A 19,373-nucleotide genomic window follows, 5' to 3' on the forward strand; every position below is an offset into this window, starting at 1 on the left:
ATTCAAAAAATGTTTGGAATTTGTAATTTAGGAATTGTACCGATAAGAAGTGAAGCCAGTGACAGAAGTGAAATGGTTTCTCAATTGTTATTTGGTGATTCTTTTAAAATCATAGAAACTTCTCCTAAATGGACAAAAATCAATACCACTTTTGATAATTACGAAGGTTGGATTGACAACAAACAATTTCAAGAAATTACCGAAATTCAATATAACTTATTAGAAAATTCGGAAATCGTTTTAAATGGTGAATTAATTGATTTCATTTCATACGAAACCAATCAGCTAATGCCAATTCCACTAGGAAGTTCTTTGAATTTCTTAGAAATCAACGAAGTGAATACCTCAAATTTTCAGTTCGAAGGTAAAAAAGAATGTGGCGTAAAACCAAAAGACAATCTTCTAAAAACTGCTTTTTTATATTTAAACGCACCTTATTTATGGGGTGGAAAAACACCTTTTGGGATTGACTGTTCTGGATTTACTCAAATGGTATATAAATTAAACGGTTATAAACTTTTAAGAGATGCTTCTCAACAAGCAATTCAAGGTGAAGCGTTAAGTTTCATTGAAGAAAGTGAACCAGGAGATTTAGCCTTTTTCGATAACGACGAAGGAAACATTATCCATGTGGGAATTATGATGGAAAACAATTATATCATTCACGCTTCAGGAAAAGTTAGAATTGACAGAATTGATCACTTAGGAATTTACAACGTAGATACGGGAAGACACACTCACAAACTAAGAGTGATTAAGAAAGTAATTTAAAAACATAAAAAAGCCAGAACGTAAATTCTGGCTTTTTTATTTATATTAACAATTTAATTACTTTAGTTTCCGAAATTTCAAATAGACTTTTCATGTCTAATTCTCCTCTTATCTGCATGTTTTTACAACTTACACAAACATTTTTTTAATTTTGGATTCACTCTAATTATCATCAGAATCATCCATTTTTTTGTAATCATTGTTTAGCATTTTTTCCAATTCTTTTTTATCCTTTTTATTTTGCTTCACAAAATATAGTATTAAAAAAAACACTAAAAAAACAACAGCTACAATTATTAGCACCGAATTTTCCATGATTTCAATTTTTACAAATTTAATCAATTTTTGTAACCTAATTGCTATTTTAAATTTACAAATTTGTTACTAATTATCGTTGTGTTACAATAGCTGAACAACCATCAATAAATCATAAAAAAAAGCCAGAACTTACATTCTGGCTTTTCATTTATATCACTTAATCAACTCTTGTTAATTTGATTGCTTTCGTCTCCGAAATTTTCAGTGGAAACTTCTCAATTGTAACTGAACCCGGATCTAAACCAAAAGCTTTTTCCTCAGATAAGCCCATTTTTTTCAAGATAGCATAACCATCTAAAATGAATTTTTCGTAGAATGGTAACGCATTGTCATACGACATGAATTTTTCAATTAAAACGAATCTAAAGTCACTAATTACATTATGTTTGTTTAATGAAGTGTATCGACTAGTTAAATCTACTTCTCCACGTTTCTGCATGTCTTTAACAACCTGAGCAAACATTTTATTGAATTTTGGAGCAACCCTAAATCCTAATCTAAAATCAACACGAATTACATCGTCATGAATAAATTCACAAACTCTGTATTCCATAGTATACGGCTCATCTACAACATGAACGTGAGCAAACCAATAAATATCAGCACGTTTTGGACTATTATTAATAATCGAATAAATAATTTTTGATTCTATTTCGTATCTGTTATCAGCACTTGTTAAATACACTAAGTTAGTAGCATATTTCGCAACTGATTCATCTTTACTTAAATCTTCTAAAACTGGTAAGTATTTGTCTAGTTTCACAAATTCAACAAATCTGTTTCTAATTTTTCTAGCAAAATACCAACATGTCATTACAGCAAATAGAATAAATGCAATAATTAAAGTGATGTATCCACCTTCTCCAAATTTGTGTAAACAAGCATATAAAAAGGCCAATTCAATAACAACATAAGTAACAATAATTACCCAAATGAAGGCTCTATTGTATCTTTTTAAAATCATATAAAAGTTCAGCAATGTAGTTGTCATTAACATCGTCAATACAATTGCTAAACCATAAGCCGCTTCCATTGCTGCAGCTTTCTGAAAATAAATTACAATAAAAATACAACCTGCCCATAACAACCAATTTAATGACGGAATGTATAATTGTCCTTTTAATTCTGTTGGATATTTAATTTTAACTTTTGGCCAAAAATTCAATCGAATTGCTTCATTTATCAAAGTAAACGAACCACTAATTAACGCTTGAGAAGCTACAATAGCAGCTAAGGTTGCAATAGCAATTCCGATAGGTAAAAACCAATCAGCCATTACACCATAAAATGGATTCGTAATTCCTGCTTGCGCTAAAGTTTGTCCATCATGCTGAATCAACCAAGCCCCTTGACCTAAGTAGTTTAAAATCAAAGTTGTTTTAACAAAAATCCAACTAATTCTAATATTTTGTTTTCCACAGTGACCTAAATCAGAATATAAAGCCTCTGCTCCTGTTGTACATAAAAAGACAGCACCTAAATACAAATATCCTCCATGTACTGAAAGCAATTTATATGCATAATAAGGATTTAAAGCTGTAAGAATATCTAAATTAGAAAACAATTGCACTAAACCTAAACCACCTAACATCGCAAACCAAACAAACATTACTGGTCCAAAAAACTTACCAATAAACTTAGTTCCAAACTGTTGAATAGCAAATAATAAAGTTAATATGATAATTACAATGTACATAATATACTCCTCTTCGAAACTTGGATACATTGTTTTTATACCTTCAATTGCGGAAGAAACCGAAATTGGCGGCGTAATAATACCATCTGCTAAAAGCGTACAACCTCCAATAATGGCGGGAAATAAAAGCCATTTAATTTTAGTTTTTCTAATAAGAGCGTACAAAGAAAAAATTCCACCCTCACCGTTATTATCGGCTCTAAGTGTAATAATTACATATTTAATTGTGGTTTGAAGTGTTAAGGTCCAAAAAATACAAGAAATTGCTCCTTTAATTACATCAGAATTAATAGGGTGTTTTCCAATAATTGCATTAAGAACATACAAAGGAGAAGTTCCAATATCTCCGTAAATAATACCTAGCGTAACTAGTAAACCGGCTGCAGAAAGTTTATGCAAGCCATGATGACCTTTTTCCATTATGAAATTTATAAAACGAAATACAAAATTACGAAAACAATATCTTTCAAAATGATTTTTTGTTAAAAATATTTTAATAAATTATTATGTATCAAGTACGAAAATTACTTTTAAATTCTAATCAAATACTTATCTTTGCAATCTTATTAAAATTTGAAAAAATGCGTATTTCTTACAATTGGTTAAAACAATTTATTAAAATAGACTGGAAATCAGATGAAACGGCAGCTTTACTAACCGATTTAGGTTTGGAAGTTGAAGTAGTTGAAGCGTTTGAAAGTGTTACTGGCGGACTGAAAGGTATCGTTATCGGACATGTTTTAACGTGTGAAAAACATCCTGATGCTGATAAATTAAAAATCACAACTGTAGATCTAGGCGACGGAAATGCTCCTGTACAAATTGTTTGTGGTGCAAGTAACGTAGCTGCTGGTCAAAAAGTGGCGGTTGCTACAATTGGTACAAAATTGTTTGACAAAGACGGAAATGCTTTCGAAATTAAAAAAGGAAAAATCAGAGGACAAGAAAGTTTTGGTATGATTTGCGCTGAAGACGAAATCGGTTTAGGTGAAAGTCATGACGGAATTATGGTTTTAGCTGACAATTTAGTTCCAGGAACGCCAGCGAGTAAAGTTTTCAATATTGAAGTAGATGAAGTTTTCGAAATTGGTTTAACTCCAAATCGTGCGGATGCTATGAGTCATATGGGTGTAGCTCGTGATTTAAAAGCGGGTTTACTACAATCAAATGTTCATACCGAATTCATTACGCCATCTGTAAGTAAATTTAAAGTCGATAAAAGAACTTTAAAAATTGATGTAAATATTCAAGATAATAAGTTAGCACCACGTTATGCTGGTGTTACAATTTCTGGAATTACAGTAAAACCTTCTCCAAGTTGGTTACAAAACAGATTAAAATCAATTGGATTAACTCCAAAAAATAATATTGTTGACGTTACAAATTACGTTTTACACGAATTAGGTCAACCTTTACACGCTTTTGACGCAAATAAAATTAAAGGAAATAAAATTATTGTAAAAACAGTTGCCACTGGTACAAAATTTACAACTTTAGATAATATCGAAAGAACATTACACGAAGAAGACTTAATGATTTGCGACGAAAACGGTCCAATGTGTATTGCCGGAGTTTTTGGTGGTGCCAATTCTGGTGTAACTGATTCTACTACAAATATTTTCTTAGAAAGTGCGTATTTCAATCCAGTTTCAATTAGAAAAACAGCGAAACGTCATACGTTATCAACTGATGCTTCTTTCCGTTTTGAAAGAGGAATTGATCCTGAAATCACAGCTTATGCTTTAAAACGTGCAGCTTTATTGATTCAGGAAGTGGCTGGTGGAGAAATCACTTCTGACATAGTTGACATTTATCCGAAGAAAGTGGAAGATTTCAATGTGTTCTTATCTTTCGACAAAACCAATAAATTAATTGGTGAAGAATTGAAAAAAGAAACAATTAAAAACATTTTAGCCTCTCTAGATATTAAAGTAAATAGCATTACTGATAATGGTTTAGGGTTAGTTGTTCCTTCTTACAGAGTTGACGTTCAAAGAGAAGTTGATGTTATTGAAGAAATTTTAAGAGTTTACGGTTACAACAACATCAAAATTCCTAATAAAATTAATGCTTCGGTTTCTAATTCATCAAGAACGGAAGAATTTAAAGTACAAAACGTTGTTGCGAATCAATTGTGTTCATTAGGATTTAATGAAATGATGGCAAATTCGTTAACGACTTCAAATTATATTGTTTTTTCAGAGCAAGTAAATTCAGAAGAAACGGTTACAATGTTAAATCCGTTAAGTAACGATTTATCTGTAATGCGTCAATCGATGTTGTTTTCTGCTTTAGAAGCGGTTTCGTACAACGTAAACAGAAGAAATTCGGATTTAAAATTATTCGAATTCGGAAAAACATACCATTCAATTGAAGGAAAATATACAGAAAGAAAGCATTTAACTATCACCATGACTGGAAATGCAACTTCTGAAAACTGGAATGTGGCTCAAAAACCAAGTGATTTCTTCTTATTTAAAGGATATATCAATGCGATTTTATCAAAATTAAATATTGAATCTAAAGTCAAAACAGTTCCTGTAACGCATGATGTTTTTGCTGAAGGCATTGGTTTTGCTATTGGTAACGAAATTATTGCCGAGTTTGGTACGATTAAAAAAACGCTTTTAAAACATTTTGATGTGAAACAAGATGTGTTTTTTGCTGATTTAAATTGGGATGCGATTCAGAAATATATTTCAAACAAAATTAAATTAGTTGATATTCCGAAATTCCCAGAAGTGAGAAGAGATTTAGCGCTTTTAGTGAATGACACAGTAACTTTCGAACAACTTTACTTAGTTGCGAAACAAACAGAAAAATCGCTATTAAAAGATATTAATTTGTTTGATGTATACGAAGGAAAGAATTTACCTGAAGGAAAGAAATCTTACGCGTTAAGCTTTATACTTCAAGATACTTCAAAAACACTAACAGACGTTCAAATTGACAAGATTATGAGCAAATTACAAAGTAATTTTGAAGCTCAATTAGAAGCTGTATTAAGATAATAGGTTATTATTAATTTTAAAATCCTTTTAATTTGCTAGAATTTCAGGCAGATTAAAAGGATTTTTATTTTAGATTACTTCAAAAAACCAGCGGCTTTTATTTCTTTATGAATTTGAATAATATTCTCAGGAATTTCTGCATCTAAAATCCAATTCACATCTAAACTATTATAATTTGCGGTTTTCAATAGCATTTCGTTTTTAGAAATGTTCGCTCCTAACCTTTCTAAATCTTCTTTAAAATCTAATAGAAAATCTTCGTGAAGCGCGTCAATTAAGAGCAAAATTTTAAAAGCTCGCACAATCACATAATTATAAAACTTATTCGATTTTTGAGGCTTAGAATGAGCTAATGAAAAGGCGTTTTGTTCTATTGTTTCATTTAGCATTTGTAAATTCAGACTAATTTCTCCGAATTTATCTTTCGTGATTTTTACATGGTGAGAAATTTTTCCGCTTATACTACGCATTTCAACAGCGATATAATCTAAAGAATGGTAATTTTCAGAAAAACGTTTGATGTATTTAGAAATATTCGATTCCATAATTCGGCGTTTGTCTTCAATAGAATCTGTATCGACTAATTCGAAATATAATTTTTCAGCCAAATCCATATCACGTCGCAGCAATCTTAAAATAAGTTTATCTTTTTCTTTATCAGATAATTCTTGAAGCGCTTTCTTAAAATCAATATCTTTAAACATAGTGTAGAATTATATATTTAGCTAAATTAGGTATTGAAATCTGAAACTTCATATAAATACCAAAAAAAATCCCACTTTAGTACAAAACTAAAATGGGATTTTCACAACTAAATAAAAACTATATATTACATTTTTGGGGTAACCACTGTGTCAATAACATGAATAACTCCGTTAGATTGGTTCACATCAGCAATTGTTACTTTTGCTGAAGCTCCATTTTCATCAGTAATATAAACATCACTTCCTTGCATCCAAGCTGTTAATTTACCACCACTAACAGTTGTTAAAACTACTTTACCGTTTCCTTTTTTAATGGCAGCAGAAATATCTTTTGCATTCATTTTACCCGCCACAACATGGTAAGTTAAAATAGTTTGCAATAATTTTTTGTTTTCTGGTTTTAGTAAAGTTTCAACTGTTCCTGCTGGTAATTTTTCGAATGCTGCATTTGTTGGGGCAAAAACGGTAAATGGACCTGCTGTCATTAAAGTTTCCACTAAATCAGCCGCTTTTACAGCTGCAACCAAAGTGGTATGATCTTTTGAATTTACAGCATTTTCAACAATATTTTTTGAAGGATACATTGCTGCACCACCAACCATAACTGTTTTTTCTTTTTGTGCTACTGCGTTTCCACCTGTTAATAATACAAATGTAAAGGCTACTACTGATAAAATTTTGTTCGTTTTCATGTTTATGATTTTTAAGTTATAAAGTCATTTACGTTAAAACGATTTGTTTGGTTTTAAATATGTCAAAAAAAAAAAATCCCAATCATTTCTGATTGGGATTTAGTATGATTAAGAATTTGAAAAATTAGTTTCCTCCTTTTTCCATTCTTGCTTTTAATTCCATTAATGCATCGATATCACCTAAAGTAGATTTTTCAGCATTGTTTGAAGATGAAGCTACATTGTTATTGCTTGATTCGTTAGAAGCTGATTTGAAGTTTTTCTCTTCTTCTTCTCTGAAAGTAGCAGTATGTGAAGCAACGATTCTTTTGAATTCTTTGTTAAACTCGATAACTTTGAATTCAGCAGCATCTCCTTTTTTCAATTTTTTACCATCTTCTTTTTCTAAATGACGAGTTGGAACGAATCCTTGAACGTCTTCAGAAAATTCAACTGTAGCACCTTTGTCAACAATTTCAGAAACAGTACCAGTGTGAACTGTACCTACTGCATAAGCAGCTTCATGTTTGTCCCAAGGGTTATCTAAAGTTTGTTTATGACCTAAAGATAATTTACGAGCTTCAACATCTAATTCTAAAACTACAACATCTAATTTGTCACCAACGTTAACAAATTCTGATGGATGTTTGATTTTTTTAGTCCAAGATAAATCAGAAATATAAACTAAACCGTCAATTCCTTCTTCTAATTCTACGAAAATTCCGAAGTTAGTAAAGTTTCTAACGATACCTGTGTGCTTAGAACCAACTGGGTATTTCTCAGTAATTCCATTCCAAGGATCAGTAGTTAATTGTTTAATACCTAATGACATTTTTCTATCATCTCTATCTAAAGTTAAGATAACTGCATCTACAGTATCACCAACTTTAACGAAATCTTGAGCAGAACGTAAATGCGTAGACCAAGACATTTCAGAAACGTGAATTAATCCTTCAACTCCTTCAGCTACTTCAATGAAAGCACCATAATCAGCTAAAACAACTACTTTACCTTTCACTTTATCTCCTACGTTTAATTCAGCAGATAACGCATCCCATGGGTGAGCGTTTAATTGTTTTAAACCTAATTGAATTCTTGTTTTCTCGTCATCGAAATCTAAAATTACAACATTTAATTTTTGGTCTAATTCTAAAACTTCACTTGGGTGATTGATACGAGACCAAGATAAGTCTGTAATATGGATTAATCCATCTACACCACCTAAGTCAATGAACACACCATAAGAAGTAATGTTTTTAACAACACCTTCTAATACTTGTCCTTTTTCTAATTGACCGATGATTTCTTTTTTCTGAACTTCGATATCAGCTTCGATAAGCGCTTTATGAGAAACTACTACGTTTTTAAATTCGTGATTAATTTTCACAACTTTAAATTCCATAGTTTTGTTTACGTATTGATCGTAATCACGGATTGGTTTCACATCAATTTGAGAACCTGGTAAGAAAGCTTCAATACCAAATACGTCAACAATCATTCCACCTTTAGTTCTACATTTAACAAAACCGTTAACAATTTCTCCAGTTTCGTTAGCAGAAATAACTCTATCCCATGCTTTGATTGTTCTTGCTTTTTTGTGAGATAATACTAATTGACCTGTTTTATCCTCACGGATATCAATTAATACTTCTACTTTGTCACCCACTTTTAAAGATGGATTGTAACGGAATTCATTTAAAGAAATAACTCCTTCAGATTTAGCGTTGATATCAACAATAACATCTCTGTCAGTGATTCTTACTACTACTCCTTCTACTACTTCTTCATCAGAAGTTGAGATGAAAGTTTTTGTTACTAAATCCTCAAATTCTTGAAGATTGTCTGCGTCAATAGGATCAATTCCTTCAGCATAGTTATGCCAGTTGAAATCTGCTAAAAATGACTCTTGTTCTTTGTTTAATTCAGACATGCGTTTATTATTTTGTATGTTGTGTTTGTTCGAGTTTATTTAATGCAGATTAAAACAACAACAGTGTTTTACGTAAATATTTGATTACCAATTGAAAACTCTACTCCGCCAAAAGGTGTGCAAAGATACTACTTTTTTGATAAATACAAATAATTATTAAAGAAAATAGAGGGTAAAAAAGATTTTAATATTAAAAAGCACTATTATTTTATAAACTTAACTGAATTATAAATCTTATCGATGATAACTTCGTTTTTATCAAACTCCGCTACTGAAGAAGAAGAATTTAAGTTAATTATTCTATTCTTCTGTTTTACTATAATTATTTTAGTTTTAAATTCAAATCCAGCAGCATTACATGTTGTTATTAGCTCTTTTGCTTTTAGCCCTTTAAATTTAATATCACTTTCCGATAAAACTTTCCAATTCGTCATGTAAGCACTAGTTTTAAATTTCTTTTTTAAATAAAAAATATAACTATCAATCTCATTATTCATATTATCAAATTCAACAACAAAATTACACAAAGGTGCATATTCTGTAGTTTTAGCTTTTTCTTGAACTAAAATCGGATATCCTGGCATTTCCATAATATTCCAATCATTAGGAAATTCTATCGAAACACCGTCTTTTTCAATAATTTGAGTTTCATTTAATTTCCCGAAATTCAAGAAAATAAAAATGGATAATACTATTGTTAATTTCATCTATTGTTTTTTTTTAGCTCCCCGCTCCCAACTCTTCATTAACCAACTCCATCACTAATTCATATTGTTCTTTTTTGGATAAGTGAGAATTATCAATTTCAATCGCATCTTCAGCTTTTACAAGTGGTGAATCTTCTCTATGTGTGTCAATATAGTCACGCTCTTGAACGTTTTGTAGTACTTCTTCAAAAGTCACTTGTTGACCTTTTTCAATTAATTCATCAAAACGACGTTGGGCTTTGGTTTCTGGACTTGCCGTCATAAAAAGTTTTAAATCGGCATTAGGAAAAACAACAGTTCCGATATCACGACCATCCATCACAATACCTTTGTTTTTTCCCATTTGTTGTTGCTGTTCCACTAATTTTGCACGAACTTCAGATATTTCAGCAATCTTACTCACTAAACGCGACACTTCAATCGTACGAATAGCAATCTCAACGTTTTCATTATTTAAATACATTTCCGCAAAACCAACTTCTTCATTAAAATGAAATTGCAACGTAATATTAGATAAGTTCTCAATCAATCCATCTGCATCTAAATGATTTTCAGAAACAAAATTATTTCGCATTGCAAAATACGTTACTGCACGATACATCGCACCAGTATCAACATAGATATAACCTAATTGTTTGGCAATTTGCTTTGCTAATGTACTTTTCCCTGTTGACGAAAATCCGTCTATTGCAATGGTAATTTTTTTCATGATCTATTCTTTTTGCCGCAAAGACTCGAAGGCACTAAGTTATTAAATTTATTCTGTGATTCTCTCTGAAAACTTTGTGAATCTCTTTGTAATTAATCTAATCCAAATTAATCATTAAACCAAAAATACTTGAATTAGCTGCAACAGTATAACGAGAATGTGAAAAATCGAATCGGACTTTATTAAATCGTAAACTGAAACCTGCAGAAATTCCAGAGAAATTTCTTTGATCAATAATATTTAATTCTTGGCCACGACGGAAATTATATCCTAATCGAATATTAAAAGCTTTTTCTGGAAACAATTCTGCCCCAACTATTACATGTCGCAAAGCATTATTTACAAAGCCAACTTTTTCTTCTTCAGTTGTGCCGTCTAAACTTCCTTGTGCTCTATTTGGGTTCGCGAAAGCAAGTTTCCATTGTTGTAAATTTTCGAAAGTTAAATGCCAACGAATAGGAACATTTTCTACCAATTGCGAAATACCAGCTGTAATTTCAAAAGGTAACTTTTCTCTTGTTGTTTCATATGGTTTAATCTGATAACCTAGGTTTCTGAATGACACACCGTAATTAATATCATTTCTATCATCAATATATAAAAAACCAATATCTGTCGCCACTCCAAAAGAACTATAACTTTCTAAAGCAGAAGTAATAAATTTTGCATTGGCACCAGCATAAAAATTGGTCCAAGGAATATTGTATGAATATCCGAAAGATAATGCTCCTTCAGTTCCAGTAAAACTTGCCTCTTGATTACCAAACTCGTCATAACCATCAAAATTTCCGTAGTTTACATAATTGGCACCAACGTGAAAAGTTTGCACGTGTCTATCCCACGTATAAGCGTAAGCTGCAGTTCCATAAGTCACTTCACCGAAATAATTACTATAACTGGTTGAAAGCTGATTGTGCATTTTCGCATTGATGGTTGCTGGATTAAAAAACGCCTGATTAACATCGTAATCGACAATTGTAACCGTTTTTCCACCCATCGCTGCTTGCCTTGGAGATTGTACTAAATTTAAAAACTGATATACCGATTGCCCTCCTACTTGCGCATAAATAGGCGTAACAAATACAAAAAGTAGTGGCAATAGTTTTCTTAGCATTTTTTCAGTTATTCTATAATAACGCAGTTGCGAAGATAAAATTATATATTAGAATGAGAAAATTTAGTTTTAGTTGTTTTCGATTTAAAACTAAAAAAAGCATTTTAAAGTGAATTAAAATGCTTTATAATTTTATTTTGCTGGAATAAATTTAATAGAAACCGAATTCGTACAATAACGCTGACCAGTAGTTTCTTTCGGACCATCATCAAAAACATGACCTAAATGTCCACCACATTTCGCACACATTACTTCTGTACGAATCATACCAAAAGAGGTGTCTTTATGATAAACGGTAGAACCTTTAATAGCTTCATCAAAAGAAGGCCAACCACAATGTGAATCGAATTTTGTATCTGATGTAAATAATGGATTTTCACATGCAGCACACACATACATTCCTTTTTCAAAAAGTTTGTCATATTCACCTGTAAAAGGTCTTTCTGTTCCTTTTTCTCTCAGAACTGTATATTCTTCAGGTGAAAGTTGCGCTTTCCATTCCGCATCTGTTTTTACAATTTTAAAATCCATAGTATCTTTTTTAGTTTCTGATTTTTTAGTGATTTCTTTAGTTGGTTCTTTTGCTTTTTCCACATTCTTATTTTGACTGTTGCAAGAAACAAAACTAAAAGCTAATAAAATAATAAATATATTCCTCATGATTTCTTTGTTTCTATAAAATTACGAAAAAGTTGTACGCTTGGTTTTAAAACTTAAAAATTTAAGGAATTTATAACTTTTGTTGTCTTTTTAAAATAAAAAAAACCAGAAGGTGAATTCTGGCTTTAAATATAAATTCGAAATAATTCTTACTTAATATACAATGTTTTAATTCTTTCAATTGGTCCGCCACATTTTACTTCGTGACAACTAATACAAGCATTTACCATTGTATTAAAACTTTCTTTCGTGTTTTTTGAAGTATAAATTTCAGATTGCGCCTTAGTAAAAATAGCCGCTTTTTCGTTAAAAAAAGCATCTCTTTCTTTACCTTTTGTCATGGCAGCTTTTGAGATATTTGAAAAATAGTCTGGCAATTTTCCTAACGAATCGTTTTTAATAATTTTATCACGAAGTTGCACGTTATGAACATACATTTGCTCCATTAATGTCGCCATTTCAGAAGCTTCATACATTTGAAGTTCTTCTTTTGGTTTTTCGCAATTTTCCTTTTTATCTTCTGATTTATTCGAGTTACAACTCAAAAATAAAACAGAAACAACAACTAATAAATACTTCATTATTTTGCAATTAAAACACCATTAGCTAAAAACTTATATTCTGTTTTTGGTGCTGTAATTTTAGCAATTTCTTCAGCAGATTTCCCTTCATCTTCTGCATAATGTTTCAATTCTGCAACTGGAGTTTCTTCAACAAATGCTTTACCTTCTACAACAGATTCTCTTTTTTGAGCATTCATTGGTACGAAAAAACCATAATCTTTAAATTTTACAAACGCTTTTTCTGAATTACCTAAATCTAAAGTCATCCAACATCCTTTGTTTTGGCAAATTTCATTAATTTTTGTCGCCACTTTTACATTTAAAGTATCACCAGCTTTTAATGTTTTATATTTTGCTAACATTTCATCCTTAGTAATTGAATTATCAGCAGTTATTTTATCACCAAATGAGGCATAAGTCATTTTTGATTCTGATTTTACTATCGTTTCTTCTTTCTTATTACAAGAAACTAATACAACTGACAGAGCTGCGATTACAACTATTTTTTTCATGTTTTTTTATTTTTTTATAGTGTTCAAAAAACAAATTTAATTATTTAAAGCAAACTTTGTTAATAATTATTCAAAAAATGAATCTTCAAGAATATTTTATTTAATAAATTTGTAAAAATTTTGTAAAACACAACACACATATAAAATCTATAATGAATAGTATTACAAACGATATCAAAATTATTAAAAATGAAACTTCAAAAATTAATGAAGTTGATTTTGAAAACTTAACTTTCGGAAACACATTTACTGATCACATGTTAATTTGTGATTATAGAAATGGCGCTTGGGAACAACCGGTAATTAAGGCTTACGAACCTTTTACTATTGATCCATCTGCGAAAGTTTTCCATTACGGACAAGCGATTTTTGAAGGAATGAAAGCGTACAAAGATGAAAATGATGACGTTTGGTTGTTTCGTCCAGATGAAAATCATTTACGTTTTAATAAAAGTGCAGTTCGTATGGCGATGCCAGAAATTCCTGAAAGCATCTTTATTGACGGATTAAAAACATTATTAAATATAGAGAAAGATTGGGTAAAATTCGGAAACGGAAACTCATTATATATTAGACCATTCATGATTGCAATTGGAAGTGGTGTAATTGCACAACCTTCTTCTCAATATCGTTTTATGATTATCCTTTCGCCAGCAAAATCTTATTATTCTGGTGAAGTTAAAGTAATTATTGCGGAACATTTTAGTCGTGCTGCTAATGGTGGAATTGGTGCTGCAAAAGCGGCTGGAAATTATTCTGCTCAGTTTTACCCAACAAAATTAGCGAACGAGCAAGGTTTCCAACAAATTATTTGGACAGATGATGCAACGCATACAAAATTAGAAGAAGCTGGAACTATGAATGTATTTTTTAGAATTGGAGATACTTTATTAACAGCACCAACTTCGGAAAGAATTTTAGATGGTGTAACTAGAAAATCTGTTTTAGATATTGCTAAAAGAGATAATATCGCAACTGAAGTTCGTCCAGTTTTAGTTGAAGAATTAGTTGCTGCTGCGAAAAACGGAACATTAAAAGAAATTTTTGGAGCTGGAACAGCTGCGGTAATTAATCCGATTGTTGGTTTTTCATTCAGAGATGAATATTTCGAATTACCAAAATTAGAAAATTCTTTTGCATTAGAAATTAAAGAAAAATTAAACAACATTCAGTACAAATTGGCTGAAGATACTTTCAATTGGACAGTTAAAGTTTAATCTACTTATATAAAATAAAAAAAAGCCTGAGAAAAACTCAGGCTTTTTTTTTATCTCAATATTTCTTCAAAATTGGGTTTAAAGTAATTCGGACCTTTCATTACTTTACCATCTTCACGGTAAATAGGTTTTCCATCTTCACCTAATTTACTCATATTACTTCTTTGAATTTCATCAAAAACAGATTCAATTTTATGTTGCAATCCGTGTTCTAAAATCGTACCGCATAAAATATATAACATATCGCCTAAAGCATCCGCAATTTCAACAATATCATTATTCTGAACGGCTTCTAAATATTCTTCATTTTCTTCCTTCATTAATTCAAAACGAAGGTTGTTTTTTTGTTCACCTAAATCGGCTTTCATTTCATGACTTACTCCTAATCCATAAGTTGTATGAAATAATTTCACAGCATCTAATTGTTTTTGCATAATATATGTTTTAGCATTATTTTAAATTTATTTTTGCCACGAATTTTCGAAAACTTATTTATTGAATTTATAAAAATTTTATTCGAATAAATTTTCAACAATGTCGAAACTAATTTTTAATCTTAACATTAAATTCGATAATTCGTGGCAAACTTTTTTTGAAAAATTTTAATGTCATAAAATTATATTTTAAATGTTGTAATCCTTAAATTTGTTGAAAAATTTATCAACATGTTTTCACAAGGACAAACCATTTTCGCCATTTTATTTGCAATCACTTTTATTATCATCATTGTTTTTATGTATTTGAAAGATAAAAGCACTCACAAACAGCAATATAAAGGTGTGAAATGGATATTATTAGGATTTTTATTATTTATTTTGTTCTTATTCTTAATTAAAGGCTACATAAAAGAATAATTTATTTATATTTGATTTTTAGAATCAGGCTAAATGAAAATTTTCAAATATTTAACGCTTTTATTTTTACTTTTCCTTTTGGCATTTGTAGTTTTTGTTGCCACACAACCAGCAACCTATCAAATTACGAAGCAAAAAGAAATTAATTCACCTACATTTGTTGTTTTTGAATACGTAAACGATTTTTCAAATTGGAGCGATTGGCAACAATTTAATAAAGACGAAAATTTCACGTTTACCACTTCCGAAAATACTATTGGAGAGAAATCATTTGTAAAATGGGATTCAAATAATAAAATTGCTACGACTTTTGCACAAAAGGATTCTATAGTTCAAGACTATATTGAAAGCTCAAACAAGCAAACACTACATTGGAAATTCAAAAAAACTAAAACTGGAACTTTAGCTTTAGTTACCATTAAAGGAGATTTAACCTTTAAAGAAAAAATATATTCTGTTTTAAATGGTGGTATTACAAGTTATGTTGGACCACAAATTGAAGAAAGTTTAGTAAAAATCAATAATTATTTAGTGAATGAATTAGGCAATTTTGATATTAAAGTACAAGGTTTAGTCAACCGACCAGAAACAATATTTATTGAGCAAAAAGATTCATGTTTAGTGAAAGATTTCCCTAAGAAATCTAAAGCCTTACTTACTACAATGAAAACCTTTATTAAGAACAATGCCATTGAAACTTTAGGTGTTCCGTTTGTTATTTTTTATAACAGTCCGAATGGAAATACAATGAAATATTCGATGTGTGTTCCTGTAAAAGATGAGATTTTAACCACACCAGAAAGTCAAATTAAAGGCAATCGTTTCGAATCATTTTTAGCTGTTAAAACCATTTTAAAAGGTGATTATTCACATATGAAAAATGCTTGGTCAAAAGCAAGAAATTATATTGCAGAAAACAAATTTACGGAAGACAAAGCATCTGTTTATTTAGGAATTTATAAAAAATCACTACCTGAAGTTACTGAACCTTCTAAATGGGAAACTGAAATTTACATTCCAATTGTAAAGAAAAAACCACCTAGAAGAAAAGTGGAGAAAGATAGTACTGCAGCTGCACCAACAGAAAATATTGAACTTAAATAAAATTATTTACTCATCTCAATAGTTATCATATTGTTTGTCATTTTTGGACCAAAGCTTTTCACTTTAGTCGTACACAAAACATATAAATTATTATTGAAAACCGGAACAATTGTAGTTGGATAACGATTTAAAGTATCGGTAATTTTGATTGCATAACCGTTATCTTCAGGAATAAAATTAGCTTTCAATTGTAGTAAATATTGGTCTTCACAAATATTATAAAACCATCTTACTTCCGAATTTACTAAAGTCACTTTGTAGTTTTTCGCAAATAATAAACTTTTATCTTTATTGATTAAACTGAACTCATTATTGGTATTTACCACATCATTTCCATTACTATCTACCAAAGTAATTTGTAAACCATCTATAATTTTCTTTGTAGATGCATCAATTGGATTCGCAACTAAATACGTTGTAAAATCGTATCCACAATGAGGTAAGCCATCTTGCGAAAAGCTAAAAGTAGTGAATAATAAAAATATAATTAATTTCTTCATATATAAAAAATGGCTCGCAAATTACGAGCCAAAGTTACTTGTATTATTATAAACACACAAATCTATTGAAATTATGGTGTTGTTAAATAAGCATATATTTTTTCACGGTGTTCATCAGAAATTTTAGCTTTCTTTTGCATACGCAATACAATTGGTGTCCATTCTTCAGTATTGAAAGTGTTTGGATCAAACAATTTGTGACATTTAGCACAATTCATTTCATATAAACTTTTTCCTTCAGCTAATGTTTCAGCAGTAGCAACTGGTTTTAACGGTTCTACCATAGCAACCATAGCAGCGTCTGTTGCTACAACAACTTCTTTAACTTCTGGAGTTGGCGCTACAGCTTTTTTAGCCGTACAACCATAAGCAATTGCCAAAGCAAACAATCCAATAGTAATTTTTGTTTTCATATTTTGTTTTTTAGTTATTTCAAATATATAAAAAATCCGTTCCAATTTTGAATCAGAACGGATTTTAACATTTATTTTTTATTTAGCGAATTGCTATTATTTAACGTCCATTAATTCAACATCAAACACTAAAGTTGCATCTGGTGGAATAACTCCTCCAGCACCATTACTTCCGTATCCTAAGTAAGAAGGAATAACGAAACGCGCTTTATCTCCAACTTGTAACAAAGCGATACCTTCGTCCCAACCTTCAATAACTTGTCCAACTCCTAATTGAAAATCAATTGGTTGTTTTCTTTTGTATGATGAATCAAATACTTGACCGTTTTCTAAAGCACCTTGATAGTGAACAGAAACTTTTTTACCTTTTTCAGCTTGTTTTCCATTACCTTTTTGGATAATTTGGTAACGTAAACCACTTTCTGTTTTTGAAAAACCAGCAGCTAATTTTTCCATAGCCGCTTCAGCCGCTTGTTTTTGCTCTAAAATTCTTTTTTCACGAGAACCTTCAAACGTTCTAAATGCTTCAATTGCATTCCACTTTTCAGCTTCAGCACCAACTCTAATGATTTCAATAGAATCTAAAGAATCATTTCCAGCTACAGCATCAACAACATCTTGTCCTTCTACAACATGACCAAAAACAGTATGTTTACCATCTAACCAATTTGTTGGAACGTGTGTAATGAAAAACTGAGAACCATTAGTTCCAGGTCCAGCATTAGCCATAGACAAAACTCCTGGTTTGTCATGTCTTAATTCTGGGTGAAATTCATCATCAAATTGGTAACCTGGTCCACCAGTTCCTTGTCCTTGTGGGCAACCACCTTGGATCATGAAATCTGGAATAACTCTATGGAATTTTAAACCATTATAATATGGTTGTCCCATTGGTTTCGCTTTGTTTTCTAACTGACCTTCAGCTAAACCTACAAAGTTTCCAACTGTTCCAGGTGTTTTATCGTGAGTTAACTTTACTAAAATTGAACCTTTTGCTGTATTAAATTTAGCGTAAATTCCGTCTTGCATTGCTTTTATTTTTAAATTAAAGTGCAAATTTACTACTTTTTTAACTATATTTGATTGGTTTATAAGCAAAAATTACATCTCAAAATGAATTCAGAAAATTACCTTCAAATCAATAAGCAGACTTGGAATAATAAAGTTGCTGTTCATGTTGATTCCGATTTTTACGAACAAGAAAATTTCATAAACGGAAAAATCACTTTACCACAAACCGATTTAGACGCACTGGGCAATGTTTCTGGAAAACGAATTTTACACTTACAATGTCATTTTGGTCAAGATAGTTTGTCTTTGGCTCGATTAGGGGCAAAAGTTACAGGAATTGATTTCTCTGAAGAAGCTGTTGCCAAAGCCAAAGCATTAAATGATAAATTAGGTTTAGATGCCGAATTTATCTGTTGCGACGTCTACGATACTTTACAACACATTTCCGAAAAATATGATATTGTGTACACAAGTTATGGAACAATTGGTTGGTTACCCGATTTAGATAAATGGGCTTCCGAAATTTCTGGTGCACTAAAACCTAATGGAAAATTTGTCTTTTTCGAATTTCATCCTGTGGTTTGGATGTATGATAATGATTTTAACGAAGTCTTCTACAATTACTTTAAATCGGAACCTATTCTTGAAGAAGAAACAGGAACTTATGCTGACAAATCTGCTGCAATTGAAAACAACACAATTACTTGGAATCATAGTTTAAGTGAAGTACTTCAATCTCTTATAAAACAAAACATTATAATTAAAAATTTTGAAGAATTTGACTACTCACATTATAACTGTTTTAGTCATACGGAAGAATTTGAACCTGGCAAATTTCGTATTCAAAAATTCGGAAATAAAATCCCAATGATGTATTCCATTGTTGGAGAATTAGAAAATTAAAATCT

At 30.6% G+C, this 19,373-nt stretch carries 20 protein-coding genes; 6 read left to right on the forward strand and 14 right to left on the reverse strand.

The genetic code is table 11. From position 1 onward, the window contains the following. The first annotated feature begins 9 nt into the window (after positions 1 to 9). Entirely contained in the window at positions 10 to 771 is a 762-nt protein-coding gene (locus BMX42_RS00400; protein WP_091306668.1) for a C40 family peptidase, read from the forward strand. Between the two features lie 475 nt (positions 772 to 1,246). On the opposite strand, the gene BMX42_RS00410 is transcribed toward BMX42_RS00400, so the two are convergent. Then, complete coding sequence (locus tag BMX42_RS00410) at positions 1,247 to 3,205, reverse strand: KUP/HAK/KT family potassium transporter (RefSeq protein ID WP_091306677.1); 1,959 nt, start codon at positions 3,203 to 3,205, stop codon at positions 1,247 to 1,249. Positions 3,206 to 3,366: 161 nt separating this feature from the next. Here BMX42_RS00410 and pheT point away from each other — a divergent pair, with 161 nt between their 5' ends. Next, on the forward strand, positions 3,367 to 5,796 hold the full coding sequence (gene pheT, locus BMX42_RS00415) for a phenylalanine--tRNA ligase subunit beta (protein WP_091308723.1): 2,430 nt from the start codon (positions 3,367 to 3,369) through the stop codon (positions 5,794 to 5,796). Between the two features lie 74 nt (positions 5,797 to 5,870). On the opposite strand, the gene BMX42_RS00420 is transcribed toward pheT, so the two are convergent. From BMX42_RS00420 to BMX42_RS00460, 9 genes are all read right to left on the reverse strand, one after another. Then, positions 5,871 to 6,500: a hypothetical protein gene (locus BMX42_RS00420; protein WP_091306680.1), complete on the reverse strand. Its 630-nt coding sequence runs from the start codon at positions 6,498 to 6,500 to the stop codon at positions 5,871 to 5,873. Positions 6,501 to 6,625: 125 nt separating this feature from the next. After that, positions 6,626 to 7,192, reverse strand: coding sequence for a fasciclin domain-containing protein (locus tag BMX42_RS00425; RefSeq protein ID WP_091306683.1), 567 nt, complete (start codon positions 7,190 to 7,192; stop codon positions 6,626 to 6,628). Positions 7,193 to 7,316: 124 nt separating this feature from the next. Beyond that, positions 7,317 to 9,101, reverse strand: coding sequence for a 30S ribosomal protein S1 (rpsA, locus tag BMX42_RS00430; protein ID WP_091306687.1), 1,785 nt, complete (start codon positions 9,099 to 9,101; stop codon positions 7,317 to 7,319). Between the two features lie 203 nt (positions 9,102 to 9,304). Further along, a complete protein-coding gene (locus BMX42_RS00435) occupies positions 9,305 to 9,808 on the reverse strand; it encodes a hypothetical protein (protein WP_091306690.1) in 504 nt (167 codons plus the stop codon). Positions 9,809 to 9,821: 13 nt separating this feature from the next. Beyond that, positions 9,822 to 10,517, reverse strand: a complete 696-nt coding sequence (gene cmk / locus BMX42_RS00440) for a (d)CMP kinase (RefSeq protein ID WP_091306693.1) — start codon at positions 10,515 to 10,517, stop codon at positions 9,822 to 9,824. Positions 10,518 to 10,614: 97 nt separating this feature from the next. Further along, positions 10,615 to 11,631, reverse strand: coding sequence for a type IX secretion system protein PorQ (gene porQ, locus BMX42_RS00445; RefSeq protein ID WP_091306697.1), 1,017 nt, complete (start codon positions 11,629 to 11,631; stop codon positions 10,615 to 10,617). Between the two features lie 132 nt (positions 11,632 to 11,763). Next, a complete protein-coding gene (gene msrB / locus BMX42_RS00450; protein WP_091306700.1) occupies positions 11,764 to 12,291 on the reverse strand; it encodes a peptide-methionine (R)-S-oxide reductase MsrB in 528 nt (175 codons plus the stop codon). A 149-nt stretch (positions 12,292 to 12,440) separates the two neighbouring features. Further along, positions 12,441 to 12,872 carry a hypothetical protein gene (locus BMX42_RS00455; protein WP_091306703.1) on the reverse strand — a complete coding sequence of 144 codons (432 nt, stop codon included), beginning with the start codon at positions 12,870 to 12,872 and terminating at the stop codon, positions 12,441 to 12,443. Continuing rightward, on the reverse strand, positions 12,872 to 13,366 hold the full coding sequence (locus tag BMX42_RS00460) for a DUF4920 domain-containing protein (RefSeq protein WP_091306705.1): 495 nt from the start codon (positions 13,364 to 13,366) through the stop codon (positions 12,872 to 12,874). Before BMX42_RS00460 ends, BMX42_RS00455 begins: the two co-directional genes overlap by 1 nt. A 152-nt stretch (positions 13,367 to 13,518) precedes the next feature. Between BMX42_RS00460 and BMX42_RS00465 the strand changes: the two genes are divergently transcribed. Beyond that, positions 13,519 to 14,583 carry a branched-chain amino acid aminotransferase gene (locus BMX42_RS00465; protein ID WP_394332813.1) on the forward strand — a complete coding sequence of 355 codons (1,065 nt, stop codon included), beginning with the start codon at positions 13,519 to 13,521 and terminating at the stop codon, positions 14,581 to 14,583. A gap of 50 nt (positions 14,584 to 14,633) precedes the next feature. Here BMX42_RS00465 and BMX42_RS00470 read toward each other — a convergent pair whose 3' ends face one another. Further along, positions 14,634 to 15,017 carry a pyrophosphohydrolase domain-containing protein gene (locus BMX42_RS00470; RefSeq protein ID WP_091306711.1) on the reverse strand — a complete coding sequence of 128 codons (384 nt, stop codon included), beginning with the start codon at positions 15,015 to 15,017 and terminating at the stop codon, positions 14,634 to 14,636. 231 nt (positions 15,018 to 15,248) lie between these two features. Here BMX42_RS00470 and BMX42_RS00475 point away from each other — a divergent pair, with 231 nt between their 5' ends. Continuing rightward, entirely contained in the window at positions 15,249 to 15,437 is a 189-nt protein-coding gene (locus BMX42_RS00475) for a hypothetical protein (RefSeq protein ID WP_091306714.1), read from the forward strand. A gap of 33 nt (positions 15,438 to 15,470) precedes the next feature. Next, on the forward strand, positions 15,471 to 16,541 hold the full coding sequence (locus BMX42_RS00480) for a hypothetical protein (RefSeq protein ID WP_091306717.1): 1,071 nt from the start codon (positions 15,471 to 15,473) through the stop codon (positions 16,539 to 16,541). Positions 16,542 to 16,543: 2 nt separating this feature from the next. On the opposite strand, the gene BMX42_RS00485 is transcribed toward BMX42_RS00480, so the two are convergent. The 3 genes from BMX42_RS00485 to BMX42_RS00495 form a co-directional block, all read right to left on the reverse strand. Further along, the gene (locus BMX42_RS00485; RefSeq protein WP_091306721.1) at positions 16,544 to 17,041 is read right to left on the reverse strand and encodes a hypothetical protein; all 498 of its coding nucleotides are present in this window, start codon (positions 17,039 to 17,041) and stop codon (positions 16,544 to 16,546) included. A gap of 71 nt (positions 17,042 to 17,112) precedes the next feature. Next, entirely contained in the window at positions 17,113 to 17,454 is a 342-nt protein-coding gene (locus BMX42_RS00490) for a cytochrome c (RefSeq protein WP_091306724.1), read from the reverse strand. Positions 17,455 to 17,550: 96 nt separating this feature from the next. After that, positions 17,551 to 18,483, reverse strand: a complete 933-nt coding sequence (locus BMX42_RS00495) for a peptidylprolyl isomerase (protein WP_091306728.1) — start codon at positions 18,481 to 18,483, stop codon at positions 17,551 to 17,553. Positions 18,484 to 18,567: 84 nt separating this feature from the next. On the opposite strand from BMX42_RS00495, the gene BMX42_RS00500 reads away from it, so the two are divergent. Then, complete coding sequence (locus BMX42_RS00500) at positions 18,568 to 19,368, forward strand: class I SAM-dependent methyltransferase (protein ID WP_091306732.1); 801 nt, start codon at positions 18,568 to 18,570, stop codon at positions 19,366 to 19,368. Positions 19,369 to 19,373 lie beyond the last annotated feature (5 nt).

The sequence above is a fragment of the Flavobacterium terrigena genome, from assembly GCF_900108955.1.
Lineage (GTDB): Bacteria > Bacteroidota > Bacteroidia > Flavobacteriales > Flavobacteriaceae > Flavobacterium > Flavobacterium terrigena.